We start from the raw sequence: 18,691 nt of genomic DNA on the forward strand, positions 1-18,691 counted from the left end.
GTCGGTCAGACCGCCTCGACCGACACCTTGGGCGCCGGCTTGTTCGGCACGAGCAGCCAGCCCACTGCGGCGAGAAGCATGACCCCGCCGGTGACGCCGAATGCGACCGCGTAGGACAGGTGCTGGGCGAGCAGACCCGCTCCGACCGGGCCGAGGACTCCGCCGACGTCGGCGACCATCTGGAAGGTCGCCAGCACGGGACCACCCCGGGACTTCGCGCCCACGACGTCGGCGACCGCGGCTTGCTGCGCGGGACTCATCACTCCGGATCCGATGCCCGCGATGCCGGACAGCACCAGGAATACCAGCAGGTTCTCGCTGAGTCCCATCCCGACGGTGCTGGCGCCACACACCAGCAGTCCGAGCAGGACGAACAGCTTCCGGCCGTAGACGTCGGACAACCGCCCGGACACGATGAGGACGAGTGCATTGCCGACGGCGAAGACGGTGAGGGCGATGCCGGCGAGGGCGGCGTCGCGGTGCAGCGCCTCGACGACGAACAGCGGGACCATCGCGACCCGCACGCCGAAGATCACCCCGCCGAACGCGAAATTGGAGCCGAGCGCGGCGCGGTAGACGGGCTGCCCGAGAGCCTCCCGGAGCGTCATGGCGGCTCCGGCGGCGGTGGCGTCGGGCGCCGTCAGGTGCGAACCGCGCAGACTCACGAAGACGACCGCGGCCGCGATGACGAGGGCGATCGCGTAGATGACGAACGGAACCCGAAGTCCGAATCCGACGAGCAGCCCGCCGACGAGGGGTCCGGAGATCGACCCCATCAAGAAGCTCGTCGCGTAGAGCCCGGATACTCGACCGCGGCTGTCCACCGGTGCGATGCGGATCACCAGGCCCATCGCCGACACCGTGAACATCGTCGAGCCGATGCCCCCGAGCGCGCGGAAGACGAGCAACTGCCAGTAGTCCCCCGCGACCGCGCAGGCGGCGGTCGAGGCGGCGACGATCAGGAGTCCGGTGATGTAGACCGGCCGCTCCCCCAGTTTCTGCACGAGCCGGCCGCTGACCGGGGCGAAGACCAGGCGCATGAACGCGAACGACGAGATCACCACCGTCGCCGCCGTCACGCTCACGTCGAAACTGCGGGCGAACTGTGGGAGGGCGGGTGCGACGATCCCGAATCCGAGTGCGATGACGAAGCTGGCCGAGACCAGCACCCAGATTTCCGAAGGGAGCCGCGGGCTGCGCCCGGCGGGCAGCCCGGCTGCGCGAGTGTTCATAGTTGAATCCGATGGTAGGTGCCCCCGCAGCGGCGGCGGCACCTACCCCCGGCCGAACACCTACTTCAGGACGTCGGCCACCAGTTCCTTGGCCGCCGCCTGCACCTGCGCGAGATGGTCCGGGCCCTTGAACGATTCGGCGTAGATCTTGTAGACGTCCTCGGTGCCCGACGGCCGCGCCGCGAACCACGCCGACTCGGTGGTGACCTTCAGCCCGCCGAGGGCCGCCCCGTTACCCGGGGCACTCGTCAGTGTCGCGGTGATCGGCTCCCCCGCCAGTTCGGTGGCCGACACCTGCTCGGGCGACAGCTTCGCCAGTACCGCCTTCTGCTCGCGGGTGGCGGGGGCATCGATACGCGCGTAGGCGGGGCTGCCGAACTGCTCTGCCAGTTCCCCGTACCGGACCGACGGTGTCTTGCCGGTCACCGCCGTCATCTCCGAGGCGAGCAGGGCCAGGATGATCCCGTCCTTGTCGGTGGTCCACACCCCGCCGTCGTGGCGCAGGAACGACGCACCCGCACTCTCCTCGCCACCGAAGCCGAGCGAGCCCTCGAGAAGTCCGGGGACGAACCACTTGAAACCCACCGGCACCTCCAGCAGTTCGCGGCCGAGGCTCCCGACCACCCGGTCGATCATCGACGAACTGACGAGTGTCTTGCCCACCTTCACTGTCGAACCCCACCCCCTGCGGTGCGAGAACAGGTAGTCGATGGCAACCGCGAGGTAGTGATTGGGATTCATCAGTCCCCCATCGGGAGTGACGATCCCGTGCCGGTCCGCGTCGGCGTCGTTTCCGGTGGAGATGTCGAACCGGTCCCGGGCTCCGATCAGCGACGCCATGGCGTCCGGCGACGAGCAGTCCATGCGGATCTTGCCGTCGGTGTCGAGCGTCATGAACCGCCACGTGGCATCGACGAGCGGGTTGACGACCTCGAGATCGAGTCGATGGGTGTCGGCGATCGCACCCCAGTAGTCGACGCTCGCTCCGCCCAGCGGGTCGGCGCCGATCCGCACTCCGGCCGTCCGGATGGCGTCGAGATCGAGGACGCTCGGCAGGTCGTCGATGTAGAAGCGGAGGAAGTCGTACCGCTCGGCCCGCTGGATCGCCCGCTCCGCGGAAGTTCTCCGCACCCCCGAGAGGTCCCGGCGGAGTAACTCGTTGGCACGATCGGCGATGATCGTCGTCGCCTCCGAGCCGGCGGGGCCTCCGTGCGGCGGGTTGTACTTGAAGCCGCCGTCGCGGGGTGGGTTGTGGGACGGCGTCACGACGATGCCATCGGCCTGCGACTCCGGGCCGCTGCGGTTGTAGCGGAGAATCGCGTGACTGACCGCGGGGGTCGGGGTGTACCGGTTCCGCGAATCGATCAGCACAGTCACGTCGTTCGCGGCCAGCACTTCGAGAGCCGACGTCCACGCCGGCTCCGACAGGGCATGGGTGTCGCGTCCGACGAACAGCGGCCCGTCGATGCCCTGGGACGCCCGGTACTCGACGATGGCCTGGGTAGTGGCCAGGATGTGTGCCTCGTTGAATGCGTTGTCCAGGCTCGACCCGCGGTGCCCGGATGTCCCGAACACCACCTGCTGCAAGGGATTCTCGGGGTCGGGCACGCCGCTGTAGTACGCGGTAACCAGGTGCGCGATGTCTACGAGATCCTCCGGCAGTGCCACCTGACCCGCTCTGTCGTGCGCCACGAGACCTCCTGGAAACTCATCGGGATCGAACTCGACTACCCACCCATCCTGCACCCTCGCACCGGAGTCTGCCCTCAAGACGTCAATCGGAATCCCAGCCAGGCGGCGGCCAGTCCGGCCGCCACACTCGCGACCACGTAGACGACGGACGGGAGCGCCCGCCGGATCCGCAGCAATCCCACCGATTCCACCGCGAACGTCGAGTACGTGGTCAGTCCGCCGCAGAAACCCGTGCCCAGCAAGGCGAACGTCTGCACGGACATCGACGCCCCCGACAACAGTCCGAGGATCAGGCACCCGGCGACGTTCACCAGGAAGGTGGCCACCGGAAAGCTGCGGTACGAGTCGACGTACCGGCCGGTGAGGTACCGCGTCGTCGCACCGAGCGCGCCGCCGAGGGCTACGAGGAGGACGGTCATGCCGCCGCCTGTCGCGCCAGCCGGTGCCGGTGACCGACGAGCATCCCCAGCCGCGCCGCGAGTAGGGCCGGTATCAGGGTGGCCACTACGTAGAGCGTCCCTGTGACGGCGTCCTCCCGCACCGCGTCGACCGCGAACGTCGAGAACGTGGTGAAGCCGCCGAGGACGCCGACTCCGAGGAACAGTCGCCACAACCGGTCCGGCCCGACCGTCTCGGCGAGGTAACCGAGCAAGAGCGACCCGACCACGTTGATCAGAAGGACGGTCCAGATGCCCGGCCACAGGGCGGCCAGCAGGAATCTCGCGGACGCACCGAGCGCACCGCCCAGGGCGACCACGGCCACCGGTTTCGTCAGGGACACGGCACACATCGTGTCACGGCTGAGGGGCGGGGCCGTTCGAACTCGCAGGGCACAAAAAAATCCGGGCCGGACACCTGGTGGTGTCCGGCCCGGACTCGGTGGAGCTGCCGGGAATTGAACCCGGGTCCTCCGCAGCAAAGCTAGGGCTTCTCCGTGTGCAGTTTGCTATGTCTCTACTTGGATCTCCCAGTCTCGCAAACAAGCCAGGATGACGATCCCAGTCGCTGTTGGTTGTCCCATTCGACTCCGCGACCGAGTCGAACGGTAAAGCCCTCTAGCTGATGCCAGTACCCGGGCCGAGGGCGAACCCGGACTGACAGACACGCAGTCGCTACTTAGGCAGCGAGTGCGTAGTCGCGCTGATTGGAATCGGCGCTTATATGTTTGCAGCGACGCTTACGGTGGTCTCTTGCCTGCACCGACACGCTTCCCCTACCTCAACGTACGCAGTCGAAACCGTTCAGCCCCGTACGTGCCCCACGAGTCTCGCGGGGCCACCTAGTGTAACGCGAACCCGGTCCGGATTCATCCCGGTTTTCCTCCCGAGTGTCGGCGGCCGTATTTCAGCTGGCCACGGCGATCATTCCGACGGCCGCGAGGGCGAGGAGCATCCCCGCCTGCTGCATTCTGCTCACCCGTTCACCGAGCATCACCATCGCCAGCAGAACGGTGGCGGCGGGGTACAGCGATCCGATCACGCTGACGAGCGACAGCAGACCGCCCTGGAACGCGTACATCATGGCCGCATTGGCCAGGACGTCGAGGAAACTCACGTACACGGCGAGCTTGAGGGGTTCGCCGTGCGGCAGCACGAAGTGGCCGGCGGACAATGCGACGAGCCACACCACCGCGGTCGCCGCGGCACGGGACACGGCGAGCGCCCACATCCCGCCGTCGTCACCGATCTGATGCAGCGAGACGAAGGAGAGCGCGAACGCGACGCCGGATCCGACGGTGAGCAGCGCCACGGTGCGGGTGAAGCGCAGCACCCTGCCCCCGGCGACCTCTCCCGCGGTCTCGTCGGGAGATTCCCTGCTGACGAGGACGACGGCGACGAGGGCCACGGCGATCCCGATGTACGCGATGGGCCCGGGTCGCTCACCGAACGCGAGCCCGATCAGTACCGGAATGCCCGCGACCAGCACGGCCGTCAGCGGCGACACCACCGACATCGGTCCCGAGGCCAGCGCGAGGTAGAACCACCAGACCGCTACACCACCGGCCACTCCCGCCACGGCGCCCCAGACGAGGGACGACGAGGTGAGTGTGCCCCCGGCGAACGGGGCGATCACGAGCACGATCAGCAGCGACAGCGGGTACGACACGATGACGACGCGTAGCGCCGCGACCCTGCGGGACGCGACTCCCCCGATGAAATCGCTCACGCCGTAACCGATCGCGGCCACGAGCGCGAGCAGGACGGACGTCAGCGCATGCCCTTGACTCGGCGGCCGAGTTCGCGGGTCACCTCGCGCTCGGCGGTCCGCCTGGCCAGATCCTGGCGCTTGTCGTAGTCCTGCTTACCCTTCGCGAGCGCGAGCTCCACCTTGACCTTGCCGTCGGAGAAGTACATCGACAGGGGAACCAGAGTCTGGTTTCCCTCCCGCGTCTTGCCGACGAGGTGTTCGATCTCCCGCTTGTGCAGCAGCAACTTCCGGGTACGGCGCGGCGCGTGGTTGGTCCACGTGCCCTGCGTGTATTCGGGAATGTGCAGTGAGCGCAACCAGACCTCACCGTCGTCGACGGTGGCGAACGCGTCGACCAGCGACGCCTTGCCCTCGCGCAGACTCTTCACCTCGGTACCGACGAGGGCGATCCCCGCCTCGTAGACGTCGAGGATGGTGTAGTTGTGACGCGCCTTGCGATTGGTCGCAATGACCTTGCGGCCCTTTTCCTTCACTTTCCGGGCCTTTCAGTCCGCGATGTCCGAGGTGAACAGTTCGTACCCTCCAGCATAGGAGAAGAGGCAAACCGAATTATTCGCGGACGTACAAGCGCAGGGTCACGTACGCGGTGACCGCCGCCATTCCGACGCCCACGAGGATCAGCACCGGTGAGACGAACAGCACGTCACTGTTGGAGATCCGGGCCACGATGTTGGCCTCGTAGACATCCGCGAGCACGTCGTCGATGAACATGTTCTTCGCGGTGAACAGGCCCACGATGGCAAGAACGGCACCCACCAGCGCGGCGACCACCGCCTCGAGCAGGAACGGCAACTGTGTGTACCAGCGGGTGGCGCCGACCAGCCTCATGATGCCGACCTCGGTGCGCCGGGTGAACGCCGCGATCTGAACCATGTTCGCGATCAGCAGGATTGCCGCGACGGCCTGCACGATCGCGATCGCGAACGCGGCGTTGCGCACGCCGTTGAGGACGCTGAAGAGCCGCTCCACCAGCTCGCGCTGGTTGAGGACGCTCTCGACTCCCGGGCGGGTGCCGAACTTCTCGTTGATCACGCCGAACCGCTCGGGGTCGCTGAGCTTGACCTTGAACGAGGCCGGGAAGCTGTCGGGGCTGACGAGTGCGGCGAGCTCGGGTTGATCCTTGAACACCCGCTCCGTCGCGTCCTTCACGGCGTCGTCCCGGTTGAGATACTCCACCGACACCACCGACGGCGTCTCTTCCAGCTCGGTGCGCAGCGTCTTGCAGATCTCCCCCTCACACCCCGGGTCCGACGTGGAGATGTCGTCGGTGAGAAAGATCTGCACCTCGACGCGGTCCAGGAAGATCTGCTGGGTTTTGCCGGCCATCTGCACCACCAGCAACCCGCTGCCGAACAGGCCGAGCGAGATCGCGGTGGTGAGGATCATCGCGATGGTCATGGTGACGTTGCGACGGAGTCCTGTCAGGACCTCACTGAAAATGAAACTGGCACGCATCGGGGAATCAGAGTCCTTCGTAGGAGACTTGGGGACAATACTGAAGCTGGAGTGCAGGGAGGGCGGCTAACGCCCCACGCCGTACACACCCCGAGCCTCGTCGCGCACCACTCTGCCGAGGTCCAGCTCCACCACCCGACGGCGCATCGAGTCGACGATGTGGTGGTCGTGGGTGGCCATCACCACCGTCGTTCCGGTGCGGTTGATCCGTTCGAGCAGCAGCATGATGTCCTGGCTCGTCTCCGGGTCCAGGTTTCCGGTGGGCTCGTCGCACAGCAGCACCAGCGGCCGGTTCACGAACGCCCGCGCGATGGCGACACGCTGCTGCTCACCGCCCGACAGTTCGGTGGGGAGACGATCCGCCTTCCCGGACAACCCGACCATTTCGAGCACTTCGGGCACGGTCCGGGAGATCATCGCGCGCGGCTTCCCGATCACCTCGAGCGCGAACGCGACGTTCTCGGACACGGTCTTCTTCTGCAGGAGCCGGAAGTCCTGGAAGACGACGCCCATGCTCTGCCGCAGCTTCGGCACGCGCCGGGCGGAAAGCTTGTTGACGTGGAAGTCCGCGATGTGAATGTCACCCGACGTCGGCGACTCCTCCTTGAGGAGCAGGCGCATGAAGGTCGACTTTCCCGAGCCCGACGGGCCGATGAGGAAGACGAACTCGCCCTTGTCCACCTCGACGCTCACCTTGTCCAGGGCGGGCCTCGTGGAGGTCTTGTACGACTTCGACACATTCTCGACGCTGATCACGAGGAGCCAGTCTAGACGTTATCGAACAGTGACCAAATGGAGCAACGCGCGGACGTCATCGCCCACTCGGCGGTGTCGCCGACGTCGTCGGGACGGAAGACGTGGTCGGCGGGGTGCCCGTGGGCGGAGGCGGAAACGGGTTGGGAATCCCGAACGGCAACGTCGGGGTCGACGTCACCTGGCTGGTCCCCGTGGGCGCCGTCTCCTGCGGGGTCGGCTCGGGCGTCGCCTCGGTGGTCGTGACCGTCTCCGACGTCGACTCGGTCGTCGTCTCGATCTCCGATGTCGGCAGCGTCGTCTCCTGAAGGGGCGCTTCCCGGGTGGGCACGACAGCCGGCGCGACGGGTCCCTGGACCACTTCTTCGACGGGGTTCAGGTACGTGTACAGCGTGTACAGCACCACCCAGAGGATGCACAGCACCAGCGTCGACGTCCGCACCCGTCCGCCGAAGATCTTCGCGGGAAGGAACGACGAGTGCAGAATCCGGTCGAGTCCGCGCCGCGGTTCGTCGGTCATCCCTCGCCCTCCGCTGCCCGGACCGTCTGAAGGTCCGGTTCGACGGTGATCCCCTGCCGTCTCATCGCGGTGGCGATGCGCACGCGCAGTGCGCGCCCCACCTGGAACTGCTTGCCCGGCAGGGTTCGCGCCACGACGCGAACGCTGACCTCGTCGACCGTCAGACTCTCCACTCCCATCACCGTCGGTTCGTCGAGCAGTAGTTTCTTCAGCCCGCGATCCGCGAAGGCCTCGACACCGACCTGGTGCAGCACCTCGTTGACCCGGTTGATGTCCGACGTCGCCGGGACGGGAACGTCGATCACGGCACGCGCCCAGTCCTTGGACAGGTTGATCGCCTTCACGATCTGGCCGTTGGGAACGGTGATGACCTCACCGTCCGAGTTCCGCATCCGGGTGACTCGGAGCGTGACGTCCTCGATCACACCCTCCGCGTCTTCCGACGACCCTGTCACCGCGAGCTGCACCGTGTCGCCGAACCCGTACTGCCGTTCGGTGATGATGAAGAAGCCGGCGAGGATGTCCTGCACCACGCGCTGCGCGCCGAAACCGAGCGCCGCACCGAGCACGGTGGCCGGGGCCACCAGGCTGCCGATCGGCAGGCTCAGCTGATCCAGCACCTTCATCGTTGCGATGACGTAGATGATGGTGATGATCACCCAGGTGATCACCTGCGCCACCGAGTGCCGGTGCTTGGTCGCCTCGGACCGCACGAGGGCGTCGCCCTGCATGTAGTTGCTGTCGATCCGGTCGGTGACCTTGCTGCCGCCCCAATTGACGAATCGCGCCATCAGGATCGCTCCGAGGACGGTGAGCGACACCGCAAGCCCCGTCGACGAGAGCCAGTCGAGCAGGTTCTGGGTGGGAGCGAACATCGCCGCCGTCGCTTCCATAGGTATTAGGACGCCTGATTCTCGCGCATCCGCCAGCGGATGCCCGATTCGAGGAATCCGTCGATGTCACCGTCGAGCACCGCCGACGGGTTGTTGACCTCGTACTCGGTGCGCAGATCCTTGACCATCTGGTACGGGTGCAGCACGTACGACCGCATCTGGTTGCCCCAGGAACTGCCGCCGTCGCCCTTGAGCGCGTCCATCTCGGCACGCTCCTCCTTGCGCTTGACCTCGAGCAGCTTGGCCTGCAGAACGCGCATCGCCGACACCTTGTTCTGTAGCTGCGACTTCTCGTTCTGACAGGTCACGACGATGCCGGTCGGGATGTGCGTCAACCGGACCGCGGAGTCGGTGGTGTTGACGGACTGCCCACCGGGGCCCGAGGAGCGGTACACGTCGACGCGGACGTCGTTCTCGTTGACGTCGATGTGGTCGGTGGTCTCGACCACGGGCAGGACCTCGACCTCGGCGAACGACGTCTGGCGGCGACCCTGGTTGTCGAACGGGCTGATCCGGACCAGCCGGTGCGTGCCCATCTCGACGGACAGGGTTCCGTAGCTGTACGGCGCCTTGACCGCGAACGTCGCGCTCTTGATGCCGGCCTCTTCCGCGTAGGACGTGTCGTAGACCTCGACGCCGTAGCCGTGCTTCTCCGCCCAGCGGACGTACATGCGCATCAGCATCTCGGCCCAGTCGGCGGCGTCGACGCCACCCGCGCCGGAGCGGATGTTGACCAGCGCGTCACGCTCGTCGTATTCGCCGGAGAGCATCGTCTTGACTTCCATCGCGGCGATGTCCTCGCGCAGGCTGTGCCGCTCGGCGTCGGCGTCCGCGATGGCCTCCGCGCCCTCGTCCTCGGCGAGTTCGTAGAGCACCGGCATGTCGTCGAGCCGCGACCGCAGTTCCTCGACGCGCCGCAGTTCGGCCTGCGAATGCGAGAGCTGGCTGGTGACCTGCTGGGCGTGCTCCTGGTCGTTCCACAGCTCCGGATCGGCGGCCTGGTGTTCGAGCTCGTCGATGCGGCGGCGCAACTCCTCCACGTCCAGCACCGATTCGACGGTACGGAGGGTGGTGTCGAGCTCGCTGAGGTCTGCGGATACGTCGGGATGCACGGTTCCCAAGGTTACCGGGTGCGCGCGCGGGCCCTCTCACCCCTGCTTCCCAGCCGAAGTCACCCCTTCCGATCACGGCGAGTCGAACCCTTGCGCACCCCGGACGCTCCTTGTTACATGCACGAGTACGCACATGTTTGTGCCGCCATTCCGGACGGAGTCGACGATGACCGTGACCGACCAGTACCTGAAGAACAACGAGGAGTACGCCGCCGGATTCACCGGGCCACTCCCCCTCCCCCCGAGCAAGCACGTCGCGGTTCTCGCCTGCATGGACGCGCGTCTGGACGTCTACCGGGCCCTCGGCATCCAGGAGGGTGAGTCGCACGTCATCCGCAATGCCGGCGGTGTCGTGACGGACGACGAGATCCGGTCGCTCGCGATCAGCCAGCGACTGCTCGGCACCACCGAGATCATCCTCATCCACCACACGGACTGCGGAATGCTCACGTTCACGGACGACGACTTCAAGAAGTCCATCCAGGACGAGGTCGGTATCAAGCCGGCCTGGTCGGCCGAGGCGTTCTCCGACCTCGACGAGGACGTCCGGCAGTCGCTGCGCCGCATCCAGTCCAGCCCGTTCATCACGGCGACCACGTCCCTTCGCGGGTTCGTCTTCGACGTCGCCACCGGAAAACTCGCCGAAGTGAAGATCGACTGAGTTCGCGCCGGCGCGGTACGAATAAGCACTACGAGTAATCTGTGCGACCGTGACCGACCTCCACGCCGACCTGCAGCTCGCCCTCCGAATCGCCGACGAAGCGGACGCGATCACCAGGGCGCGATTCGGGGCGCTCGACCTGTCGGTCGACGACAAGCCCGACCTCACACCGGTCACCGACGCCGACCTGGCCGTGGAACGGGCAGTGCGCGCGACGCTGGAAGCCGAGCGGCCCGCCGACGCCGTCCTGGGCGAGGAGTTCGGCGGCAACGCTCAGTTCACGGGACGCCAGTGGGTGGTCGACCCGATCGACGGGACCAAGAACTTCGTCCGCGGCGTCCCGATCTGGGCCACCCTGATCGCGTTGCTCGAGGACGGCGTTCCCACCGTCGGCGTGGTGAGCGCCCCGGCACTCGCGCGCCGCTGGTGGGCCGCTTCGGGCGCGGGCGCCTGGTCGACGTTCGACAGGTCGGAGCCCACTCGCCTCGCCGTCTCCGCCGTCGACCGACTCGGATCGGCCAGCCTCACGTTCTCGAGCCTGTCGGGATGGAAGGAACTGGGCATCCGCGAACAGTTCCTCTCCCTCACCGACGACGTGTGGCGGGTCCGCGGCTTCGGTGACTTCTTCTCCTACTGCCTGCTCGCCGAGGGCGCCGTCGACATCGCCGCCGAACCCGAGGTGTCGCTGTGGGACCTCGCGCCCCTCGACGTCCTGGTGCGCGAGGCCGGCGGCCGCTTCACCAACCTCGCCGGCGCCGACGGCCCGCACGGAGGCAGCGCACTGGCCACCAACACGCTGCTGCACGACGAGGCGCTGTCCCGTCTGCGCGCGAACTGACGTCGGAGTCAATACAGACAGCGGGTTCTGACAGGACTCCGGCGGAGGAGTCCGCCTCCGCCCTCCTCGGCCCCGAGACTCCCCGATTCCGCGGTTGGCCGCGTCCACCGTCGACGATTCCGGGGCCGCTACTTCACGCCCACCGCACGCGCGGGCACGTTCGGGATCCTGCCTGGTCGCTGGACCCCACCTGTGGTTACGGCGAACCGCTGCTCGGTCCGAGCCGATTTCGCCCTCGCTCGCGCCGCCCCTCGACTCGACCCGGCGGTGACGGAGCCGACGAATCCGGGGATATCGATCATCGTGTCGCCCTAGGTGAGCGGACTCGCCGCCACCTCCTCCCCGAACAGGCGCCGGGACGCTTCCGCGGACGGTCGCAGGCACTCGAACTTACTCAATAGTAGACACCCACCTTACTGCTGAGTAAGATAGATCGTGTCCACGCCCGAACACCGAGAAACAGCTGGTGATCATGAGCAAGCAAGACACTGTTGCCCCCAACGACAGCGCGAAGCGGAAGCCCCGCGACACGTCCGCCGTCGGACTGAATCCGGTCAAGCGCGACGCCATGGGTGCCGCGATGCGCGTGCTGACCAAGATCACCGGTTCCGATCTGGCCGAGAAGTACAACCTTCGCCAGACGATCGACCGGGTGACCTACGAAGGCACGAAGACCGGCTTCAAGACGCTCGGCGCCGCGACCCGCGGGTTCCAGAAGGTGTCCGGCGGCGGTGCGCCGAAACGCCTCCCCGACAACCCGACCGCCAAGGCCGGCTACTTCGACCTCACCCCGAGCGACGAGCAGCAGATGATCGTCGAGACCGTGCGCGAGTTCGCGGCCGAGATCCTGCGACCCGCGGGCCACGACGCCGACGCTGCCGCCGCTGCCCCTGCGGATCTCGTGAAGCGCGCCGCCGAACTCGGCATCACCCTGATCAATGTTCCCGAGGAACTCGACGGGGCCGCCAGTGAGCGCGGGGCCGTCACCAACTCCCTCGTCGCCGAGGCTCTCGCCTACGGCGACATGGGACTCGCCCTGCCGATCCTCGCGCCGAGCGGCGTCGCCGTCGCCCTCACCCAGTGGGGCACCGACTCCCAGCAGAAGACCTACCTGCCCTCGTTCACGGGCGAGCAGGTTCCGAACGCCGCCGTGGTCGTCAACGAGCCCCGCGCACTGTTCGATCCGTTCGCGTTGCAGACCAAGGCGGTTCGCTCGCCCAGCGGTTACAAACTCAACGGCGTCAAGAGCCTCGTTCCCGCCGCCGCCTCGTCGGAGCTGTTCATCGTGGCAGCCGAACTCGACGGCAAGCCCTCCTTCTTCATCGTCGAGGCCGACACGAAGGGACTCGTCGTCGAGGCGGACCCGAGCATGGGTCTGCGCGCCGCGGGCCTCGGCCGGCTCAACCTCACCGACGTCGCCGTGCCCGAGTCGGGGCTGCTCGGCGACGCCGACGCCGACGTGCGGAAGGCCGAATACGCCGACGCCATCCGGCTGGCCCGCCTGGGCTGGGCGTCGCTCGCGGTCGGAACCGGACAGGCCGTCCTCGACTACGTGATCCCGTACGTCAACGAGCGGGTCGCGTTCGGCGAACCGATCAGCAACCGTCAGGCGGTCGCGTTCATGGTCGCGAACATCGGCATCGAGCTCGACGGCCTGCGTCTGGTGACGTTGCGCGGCGCCTCGCGCGCCGAGCAGGGGCTCTCCTTCGCCCGCGAGTCGGCCCTCGCCCGAAAGCTGGCGTCCGAGAAGGGCATGCAGATCGGCCTCGACGGCGTTCAGCTGCTCGGTGGCCACGGTTACACCAAGGAACATCCCGTGGAGCGCTGGTACCGCGATCTGCGCGCCATCGGCGTCGCCGAGGGCATCGTCCTGATCTGAGCGGCCGGATTCGAACTAAGGAAACTGTCATGATCAACCTCGAACTTCCCAAGAAGCTCAAAGCCTCCGCGAATCAGGCGCACCAGGTCGCCGCGGAAATCTTCCGGCCGATCTCCCGCAAGTACGATCTCGCCGAGCACGCCTACCCCAAGGAACTCGACACCATGGCCGCCATGGTGGAGGGACTCAACGACTCCGGTAAGGGCGCGGCGGGCGCCGCCCTCGGACGGGGCGACGAGCCGAAGGTCATCGGGAACGTGAACGGCGGCAACATGTCGTCGCTGATGAACGTCATCGAAACCTGCTGGGGCGACGTGGGTCTCACACTGGCGATCCCGTACCAGGGCCTCGGCAACTCGGCCATCGCCGCCGTCGCCACCGACGAGCAGCTCGAGCGTTTCGGCAAGGTGTGGGCCTCGATGGCCATCACCGAACCCGGTTTCGGTTCCGACTCCGCCGCCGTCACCACCACCGCGGTGCTCGACGGCGACGAGTACGTGCTCAACGGCGAGAAGATCTTCGTCACGGCCGGCGAGCGCTCCACGCACATCGTCGTGTGGGCCACCGTCGACAAGACGAAGGGCCGCGCCGCGATCAAGTCGTTCGTCGTCCCGCGCGACGCCCCGGGCCTGAGCGTCGCCCGCCTCGAGCACAAGCTGGGCATCAAGGCGTCCGACACCGCGGTCCTGCTGCTGCAGGACTGCCGGATCCCCAGGGACAACCTGCTCGGCACGCCGGAGGTCAACGTCGAGAAGGGCTTCGCCGGCGTCATGCAGACGTTCGACAACACCCGTCCGATCGTCGCCGGCATGGCGGTCGGCCTCGGCCGCGCCGCGCTCGAGGAACTGCGCAGCATCCTCTCCGACGCCGGTGTGGAGATCTCCTACGACACTCCCGCGTACAACCAGCACGCGGCCGCCGCCGAGTTCCTGCAGCTCGAGGCCGACTGGGAAGCCGCCTACCTGCTCGCGCTGCGCGCAACGTGGATGGCGGACAACAAGAAGCCGAACTCTCTCGAAGCATCCATGTCGAAAGCGAAGGCCGGTCGCACCGGAACCGCCATCTCCCTCAAGGCCGTCGAACTCGCCGGCACCTTGGGCTACTCGGAGCGCCCGCTGCTCGAGAAGTGGGCGCGCGATTCCAAGATCCTCGACATCTTCGAGGGAACGCAGCAGATCCAGCAGCTGATCGTCGCTCGCCGTCTGCTCGGAAAGTCGTCCGCCGAGCTGAAGTAGCAGCTCGAGGGGGACTTCCATCGAGGGGTGCAGCCCCCGCCGCACTCACCTGCGGCGGGGGCTTCTTCGTGCGGGACGTCCGGCTTCACCGGACCGCGCGGCCGGCCCCCTCACGTCATCTACGCTGGACGGGAAATCCGTCACTGCAGCCGGAGGGGTTCTCCATGCCAGCTCAGCACTTCCTCACCAAGATCACGGACACCGTGGGAGCTGTGCGGGTGATGAACCGCGCAGGCCTCGTTCCCTTTCCCCGCGTCGACCAGGGCGTCCGATCGATCCTGGCCGTGCGGAAGTACGGTCCGTTCGCCGGGCCCGTCCACGCCAATGCCGAGGCCGGACTGGATGCGGTGGCCCTGATCGACGAGCGCGGCCCGCTCACCTACACCGACATCGAGGAGCAGTCCAACGCCCTGGTGCGGGCGTGGCAGGCCGATGGCATCACTCCCGGTTCCGTCATGGGATGCATGTGCCGCAATCATCGCGGCCTGGTCCTGACGATGCTCGCCGCCGCCAAGAACGGCACCAAGCTGGTGCTGATGAACACCGGGTTCGCCCGGCCCCAACTCGTCGACGTCGCCGCCCGCGAGCAGGTTCAGGCGTTCGTGTACGACGACGAGTTCCACGCGGTCGCCGAGGCCCTCCCGGACGAGGTCTTCACCTATCGCTCCTGGGCGGAGGACGATTCGACGTCCCAGGTCCGCACGCTCGACGGCGTGATGGAGGGCAGAGACCGCAGTTCGCTGCCCGCGCCGTCCACGCAGGGCGGTTTCGTCCTCCTCACCAGCGGCACCACGGGCACACCAAAGGGCGCTCCCCGCGGACACACGTCGCCGCTCGCGTCGGCCCAGTTCCTCGACCGGGTTCCGCTGCGACGCGGGCAGACGATGATGATGGCGGCCCCCGCGTTCCACGGGACCGGAGTCTCCCAGTTCGCACTCGCGCTGGCACTGGGCCAGACCGTGGTGATGCATCGCAAGTTCGATCCGGAGAACACGATCCGCCTGGTCGAGAAGCACCGCTGCGACACACTGGTCGTCGTTCCCACCATGCTGCAGCGCATCATCGACCTCGGGCCGGAGACCCTGGCCAAGTACGACACGTCGAGCCTGAAGATCATCTTCGCGGCCGGATCCGCCCTCTCCCCCGACCTCTGCAAACGCACCACCGCCGCTTTCAGCGACGTGCTCCACAACCTGTACGGCTCCACCGAGGTCGCCGTCGCCACCGTCGCGACTCCGGCCGACCTTGCGCTGGCGCCGGGCACCGCGGGGCGGGCACCCGTCACCTGCCACGTGGAACTCTATGACGAGTCGGGTCAGCGGATCACCGAACCCGAGACCGTCGGACGGATCTTCGTCGCCAGCGGTCTCAGCTTCTCCGGATACACCGACGGTCGCGACAAGGAACGCATCAACGGTCTGCTGTCCACCGGCGACGTCGGCCACTTCGACCGCAACGGCCTCCTCTTCGTGGACGGCCGGGACGACGACATGATCGTGTCCGGCGGCGAGAACGTCTACCCTCTCGAGGTCGAGAACCTGCTCGCCGACCGGGAGGACGTGCTCGAGGCCGCTGTGATCGGTGTCGAGGACTCCGAATTCGGCCATCGCCTCCGAGCTTTCGTGGTACCCGGCCCGCGATCCGCGAAGGACGCCGACGAGTTGAAGGCCCACGTCAAGTCGAACCTGGCGCGGTACAAGGTGCCCCGCGAGGTCATCTTCATCGAAGAACTTCCCCGCAACGCGACGGGCAAGTTGCTGCGTCGCGTCCTGATCGAGATGGACGTCACGGAGAGCTGATCCCGATCCCGGGATCGGTGAACCGGTTCGTGTAGATCTGTTCCGCGGTCGGCGAATCCGGGATCGCGGCACCCCCGGCGACGAGAATCGGTTTCAGTTCGTCGACCGTCCCCTGCACTCGCGCCATGTCGTACGTTCCGACCGATCCGACCGATCCGTCGGCCTCGTTCGCGATCAGCCCTTCGTCCTTCAGCAGTGTCGCACTGAACTCCGCCTCACCCTCGGTATAAGGCGAGAACGAGGAGTCCTGGGACACGATCCACGATGGCCTCGTTGGTGGACTCGGGAGTGGTGACGTAGTCGGCGGTGGACTGCTGGATGATCGGCACCAGCTTCTGCAGGCACGGCGTCAGCGATTCCACCTTGTCCGCGCGGACGGAGACGATGGACGCGTAGATGTAGCCCGAGTCCTCCCGTCGCGAGCGCGCGAACCCCGGCCGTCACGGCCACGAGCGGCCCCTCGGCGCGGCGGCCGCGAAGGTCAGGATGGCCGCGGGCCTGCAGTTTCCCTGCTGTCGCCGGCGGGAGCACTCGCCCTGTGGTCCGCGGTGAGCTGGTTCGTCCTCTCCCCCGAACGGCAGTTCCTCCTTCCTCCGCCGAATCGCGTTCTCACGCAGTCGCTCCTGGACTGAAAGCACCTGTCCCCTATGCTCGAGGCCCTCGCCGTCACTGCCCGCGTCCCGCTGATCGGCCTGTGCTTCGGTTACGGAATGACGGCCCGCACACTCGTTGCGTCCTCATCGCCGCCTTTCCCATCATCACCAACACTCACTTCGGACTCCAGTCCGTCGACCGCGGCCTCCACGACCTGTTCACACTCGGCCGGGCATCCCGATGAGATCGCCTGGTGAAGCTGGAACTTCGACGGCACTGCCCGCCGTTCTCACCGGCATTCGCACCGCGTCCGGCCTCGTCGCGGTCGGCACGATCATCGGAGACCTGTTCTTCGCCAAGGGCGAGCCCGGCATCGGCACGCTTCTCGACGTGTTCCGCAGCCGGCTCCAATCCGAGGATCTCGTCGCCGCGATCGTGATCGCGTCCGGTGTCGCCGTGTTCTCCGCGTTCGGCATCCTGTCCCGACTGCTCGTCGGCAGCTGGCACTCGTGCTGCCACAGATCCTGAGCACACCTTCACGAAAGGCCGTCATGCTCACTTCCCCGTTCTCCGCCCCGACCGTCGACATCACGCCGTATCTCGCCGGGGGAGCCCGCGCCCACAACAGTGCCGAATGCGCACGTGTGGCGGCGGAACTCGACACCGCCTGCCGTGAGGTCGGCTTCGTCCAGATCGTCGGTCACCGGATTCCCGGAGCGACGGTCGACCGGCTGGCCAGTGCACTCGACCCCGCGTCCGAGTCCCTGAGCATGAGTCTCGGGGTGGAATCCGCGAATCGGATGAACGACTTCTACGAAGCCTTCGTCGTGGGAGCCGAGACCACGACGCCGTGATCGAACCGCTCCCGGGACTCTCGTCGACGGGGTGCCGGGATATCCGCCGATCACGGTCGCGGAGAACATCGCGGCCAAGGTCGCCGGCGTGAAGCGGGCGTCAAACCGACTGCGGCACTTCGCGAAGCCGCGCGGGTCCTGTCCACCCGCTGGCAGCATCAGTCGGTGGGGCGCCCTCCCGCCGGCGATCGAATAGAGTCGACGCAGGAGCCGGGCCGGGCGGCGAGGTCACGACCCGCCTCAAGGAAAGGGTTCGGAAGGATCGATGACACACACGGAGCGAGCCCTGCTCACCGAATCCGTTCACGACACTCTTCGTGAACAGATCTTCTCCGGCGAACTGCCCCCTGGTACGCCACTCAGCGTTCCGGCGCTGGCCGCGAAACTGAACGTCAGCCGTACCCCTGTCCGGGAGGCCGTGCAGCAACTCATCTACGAGGGCATCGCGGTCTACACCCGCAATGCGGGCGCCAAGGTCGATTCTCTCGACGCGGACTCGATCCGCGCCGTCTTCGAGGTCCGCGAGGTGCTCGACGGACTGGCCGCATTTCATGCGACTGCCGCCGCCACCCACGAGACGGTGCAGCAGTTGAAGAAGATGGTGCAAGTCCAACGTGAGCTGCTGGACGGTCCCGCCGATCAGCGCCGCGATTCACGGCTCGACCTCGAATTCCACACCCTCATCCGGGAAACCGCGCGCAACAAGCCACTGAGCGTAGCCCTCCTGCGGTTGGACGGGCAATCGCATCTGTACCGGTCGGACATGTGGAGTGCGGATCTGAATCGGAGGCTGGCCGTCACCGAGCACGAGCGGATCGTCGGCGCCATCGAGTCCGGTGACGCGGTCGGCGCGCGGGCTGCAGCATGCGCCCATGTGGCGGGATTGCTGGTACGAACGACGCGGATGTGAGGGTCGCCCTCGACGGGGGCGAGCAGACAAAAAGAACCGGCGTCCTGGATTCCAGG

The 18,691-nt window shown here is 67.0% G+C and carries 17 protein-coding genes, 1 other RNA gene and 3 pseudogenes; 8 read left to right on the top strand and 13 right to left on the bottom strand.

Features of this window, described 5'->3' with window-relative positions; all coding sequences use genetic code 11:
• Positions 1-5: 5 nt before the first annotated feature.
• The 12 genes from HGB39_RS19800 to prfB all read right to left on the bottom strand — a co-directional run bounded on the left by HGB39_RS19800 (position 6) and on the right by prfB (position 9,865).
• Positions 6-1,232 (bottom strand): MFS transporter, encoded by a 1,227-nt coding sequence (locus HGB39_RS19800; protein ID WP_005259609.1) that lies wholly within the window; start codon positions 1,230-1,232, stop codon positions 6-8.
• A gap of 60 nt (positions 1,233-1,292) precedes the next feature.
• Positions 1,293-2,924: a phosphoglucomutase (alpha-D-glucose-1,6-bisphosphate-dependent) gene (gene pgm / locus HGB39_RS19805; protein WP_005259610.1), complete on the bottom strand. Its 1,632-nt coding sequence runs from the start codon at positions 2,922-2,924 to the stop codon at positions 1,293-1,295.
• Positions 2,925-2,998: 74 nt separating this feature from the next.
• The gene (crcB, locus tag HGB39_RS19810; protein WP_005240232.1) at positions 2,999-3,343 is read right to left on the bottom strand and encodes a fluoride efflux transporter CrcB; all 345 of its coding nucleotides are present in this window, start codon (positions 3,341-3,343) and stop codon (positions 2,999-3,001) included.
• On the bottom strand, positions 3,340-3,714 hold the full coding sequence (locus tag HGB39_RS19815; RefSeq protein WP_043793026.1) for a fluoride efflux transporter FluC: 375 nt from the start codon (positions 3,712-3,714) through the stop codon (positions 3,340-3,342). Before HGB39_RS19815 ends, crcB begins: the two co-directional genes overlap by 4 nt.
• Positions 3,715-3,801: 87 nt before the next feature.
• Positions 3,802-4,173: a transfer-messenger RNA gene (gene ssrA / locus HGB39_RS19820) on the bottom strand.
• Between the two features lie 95 nt (positions 4,174-4,268).
• Positions 4,269-5,135 carry an EamA family transporter gene (locus HGB39_RS19825; RefSeq protein ID WP_487247565.1) on the bottom strand — a complete coding sequence of 289 codons (867 nt, stop codon included), beginning with the start codon at positions 5,133-5,135 and terminating at the stop codon, positions 4,269-4,271.
• Complete coding sequence (gene smpB, locus HGB39_RS19830; RefSeq protein ID WP_005240226.1) at positions 5,132-5,605, bottom strand: SsrA-binding protein SmpB; 474 nt, start codon at positions 5,603-5,605, stop codon at positions 5,132-5,134. Before smpB ends, HGB39_RS19825 begins: the two co-directional genes overlap by 4 nt.
• A 76-nt stretch (positions 5,606-5,681) precedes the next feature.
• On the bottom strand, positions 5,682-6,587 hold the full coding sequence (ftsX, locus tag HGB39_RS19835; RefSeq protein ID WP_005240225.1) for a permease-like cell division protein FtsX: 906 nt from the start codon (positions 6,585-6,587) through the stop codon (positions 5,682-5,684).
• Between the two features lie 66 nt (positions 6,588-6,653).
• A complete protein-coding gene (gene ftsE, locus HGB39_RS19840) occupies positions 6,654-7,343 on the bottom strand; it encodes a cell division ATP-binding protein FtsE (protein WP_005240222.1) in 690 nt (229 codons plus the stop codon).
• Between the two features lie 55 nt (positions 7,344-7,398).
• Positions 7,399-7,860 carry an Rv3103c transmembrane domain-containing protein gene (locus tag HGB39_RS19845; RefSeq protein ID WP_005572214.1) on the bottom strand — a complete coding sequence of 154 codons (462 nt, stop codon included), beginning with the start codon at positions 7,858-7,860 and terminating at the stop codon, positions 7,399-7,401.
• Complete coding sequence (locus HGB39_RS19850; RefSeq protein WP_005240218.1) at positions 7,857-8,753, bottom strand: mechanosensitive ion channel family protein; 897 nt, start codon at positions 8,751-8,753, stop codon at positions 7,857-7,859. Before HGB39_RS19850 ends, HGB39_RS19845 begins: the two co-directional genes overlap by 4 nt.
• 5 nt (positions 8,754-8,758) lie before the next feature.
• Complete coding sequence (gene prfB / locus HGB39_RS19855) at positions 8,759-9,865, bottom strand: peptide chain release factor 2 (protein WP_005572212.1); 1,107 nt, start codon at positions 9,863-9,865, stop codon at positions 8,759-8,761.
• Positions 9,866-10,031: 166 nt separating this feature from the next.
• Between prfB and HGB39_RS19860 the strand changes: the two genes are divergently transcribed.
• From HGB39_RS19860 to HGB39_RS19880, 5 genes are all read left to right on the top strand, one after another.
• Positions 10,032-10,526, top strand: a complete 495-nt coding sequence (locus HGB39_RS19860) for a beta-class carbonic anhydrase (protein ID WP_005572210.1) — start codon at positions 10,032-10,034, stop codon at positions 10,524-10,526.
• Positions 10,527-10,575: 49 nt separating this feature from the next.
• Positions 10,576-11,364: a histidinol-phosphatase gene (gene hisN, locus HGB39_RS19865; protein ID WP_005572208.1), complete on the top strand. Its 789-nt coding sequence runs from the start codon at positions 10,576-10,578 to the stop codon at positions 11,362-11,364.
• A gap of 466 nt (positions 11,365-11,830) precedes the next feature.
• Positions 11,831-13,243, top strand: coding sequence for an acyl-CoA dehydrogenase family protein (locus HGB39_RS19870; protein ID WP_005572207.1), 1,413 nt, complete (start codon positions 11,831-11,833; stop codon positions 13,241-13,243).
• 29 nt (positions 13,244-13,272) lie between these two features.
• Positions 13,273-14,478 (top strand): acyl-CoA dehydrogenase family protein, encoded by a 1,206-nt coding sequence (locus HGB39_RS19875; protein ID WP_005572206.1) that lies wholly within the window; start codon positions 13,273-13,275, stop codon positions 14,476-14,478.
• Positions 14,479-14,642: 164 nt separating this feature from the next.
• Entirely contained in the window at positions 14,643-16,277 is a 1,635-nt protein-coding gene (locus tag HGB39_RS19880; RefSeq protein ID WP_005572205.1) for an acyl-CoA synthetase, read from the top strand.
• Here HGB39_RS19880 and HGB39_RS39910 read toward each other — a convergent pair.
• Positions 16,264-16,690: pseudogene (locus HGB39_RS39910) on the bottom strand (nitrate ABC transporter substrate-binding protein); the annotation flags it as partial. The gene HGB39_RS19880 and the pseudogene HGB39_RS39910 sit on opposite strands and share 14 nt — an antisense overlap.
• Between HGB39_RS39910 and HGB39_RS19890 the strand changes: the two are divergent.
• The 3 genes and pseudogenes from HGB39_RS19890 (at position 16,613) to HGB39_RS19900 (ending at position 18,635) form a co-directional block, all read left to right on the top strand.
• Positions 16,613-17,399 (top strand): annotated as a pseudogene (locus HGB39_RS19890) (ABC transporter permease). The pseudogenes HGB39_RS39910 and HGB39_RS19890 sit on opposite strands and share 78 nt — an antisense overlap.
• A gap of 23 nt (positions 17,400-17,422) precedes the next feature.
• Positions 17,423-17,716: pseudogene (locus tag HGB39_RS38870) on the top strand (2-oxoglutarate and iron-dependent oxygenase domain-containing protein); the annotation flags it as partial.
• Between the two features lie 274 nt (positions 17,717-17,990).
• Entirely contained in the window at positions 17,991-18,635 is a 645-nt protein-coding gene (locus tag HGB39_RS19900; protein WP_005572201.1) for a GntR family transcriptional regulator, read from the top strand.
• Positions 18,636-18,691: the final 56 nt, after the last annotated feature.

Origin of the sequence: Rhodococcus opacus (assembly GCF_012396235.1) — a bacterium.
Lineage (GTDB): Bacteria > Actinomycetota > Actinomycetes > Mycobacteriales > Mycobacteriaceae > Rhodococcus_F > Rhodococcus_F opacus.

Coding starts and splice junctions, on each gene's coding strand:
- HGB39_RS19800 (WP_005259609.1), bottom strand. CDS start 1,232: ATGAACACTCGCGCAGCCGGGCTGCCCGCCGGGCGCAGCCCGCGGCTC.
- crcB (WP_005240232.1), bottom strand. CDS start 3,343: ATGACCGTCCTCCTCGTAGCCCTCGGCGGCGCGCTCGGTGCGACGACG.
- HGB39_RS19815 (WP_043793026.1), bottom strand. CDS start 3,714: ATGTGTGCCGTGTCCCTGACGAAACCGGTGGCCGTGGTCGCCCTGGGC.
- ftsX (WP_005240225.1), bottom strand. CDS start 6,587: ATGCGTGCCAGTTTCATTTTCAGTGAGGTCCTGACAGGACTCCGTCGC.
- HGB39_RS19845 (WP_005572214.1), bottom strand. CDS start 7,860: ATGACCGACGAACCGCGGCGCGGACTCGACCGGATTCTGCACTCGTCG.
- HGB39_RS19850 (WP_005240218.1), bottom strand. CDS start 8,753: ATGGAAGCGACGGCGGCGATGTTCGCTCCCACCCAGAACCTGCTCGAC.
- HGB39_RS19860 (WP_005572210.1), top strand. CDS start 10,032: ATGACCGTGACCGACCAGTACCTGAAGAACAACGAGGAGTACGCCGCC.
- HGB39_RS19875 (WP_005572206.1), top strand. CDS start 13,273: ATGATCAACCTCGAACTTCCCAAGAAGCTCAAAGCCTCCGCGAATCAG.
- HGB39_RS19880 (WP_005572205.1), top strand. CDS start 14,643: ATGCCAGCTCAGCACTTCCTCACCAAGATCACGGACACCGTGGGAGCT.
- HGB39_RS19900 (WP_005572201.1), top strand. CDS start 17,991: ATGACACACACGGAGCGAGCCCTGCTCACCGAATCCGTTCACGACACT.